Below are 503 nucleotides of genomic sequence, written 5' to 3' on the forward strand. Positions count from 1 at the left end.
TGATTACCACCGCTGTAGATGAGACAGGCAACGAGATTCAACAAATAAATAGCGCATTGCCATTTAAGTCTGAAGGCATAAAGCAAGCAGGGAGACCTTTGGGGGCAGATACCTCAGATGTATTAAAGTCTTTGGGCTATAGTGATGAGCAAGTTCAGGGGCTTAGAGAGGGGAAGTGTGTTAAGTAAGCATATATCTCGCTGTGAACCTGACTCGTGCTAACCTGCCAGCGAGCCGTGGAAGGCTCTGCCTACAGCTGAGGCTAAGTCGGGGCCTTGCTCAATAACGCAATCAGCGCTTCAATCTCACTTAATTTCTCTTCTGCGTTCTTGGCCTCAAGCTCAAACTTAAGTTTTGTGGCGCCTTCTAGCTTGTACTTTATCGGGTTCTTTTGCACTAGCTGAACGATGGCCAAGGGGTCGACTTTCGTGTCTTTTGAAAACTCAAAACTACCGGAGGTCTCGCCTGCGTCGATTTTATCGATGCCAACAGGATCGGCTTTG

At 47.7% G+C, this 503-nt stretch carries 2 protein-coding genes; one reads left to right on the forward strand and one right to left on the reverse strand.

The genetic code is table 11. The features are described from left to right. Positions 1 to 188, forward strand: a 188-nt coding sequence (locus tag A3763_RS28360; RefSeq protein WP_197482821.1) for a hypothetical protein, incomplete at its 5' end; no start/stop codon positions are given. Between the two features lie 74 nt (positions 189 to 262). Here A3763_RS28360 and A3763_RS28365 read toward each other — a convergent pair. Then, positions 263 to 503, reverse strand: a 241-nt coding sequence (locus tag A3763_RS28365; RefSeq protein ID WP_197482822.1) for a hypothetical protein, incomplete at its 5' end; no start/stop codon positions are given.

This window comes from Oleiphilus sp. HI0128 (assembly GCF_001635365.1).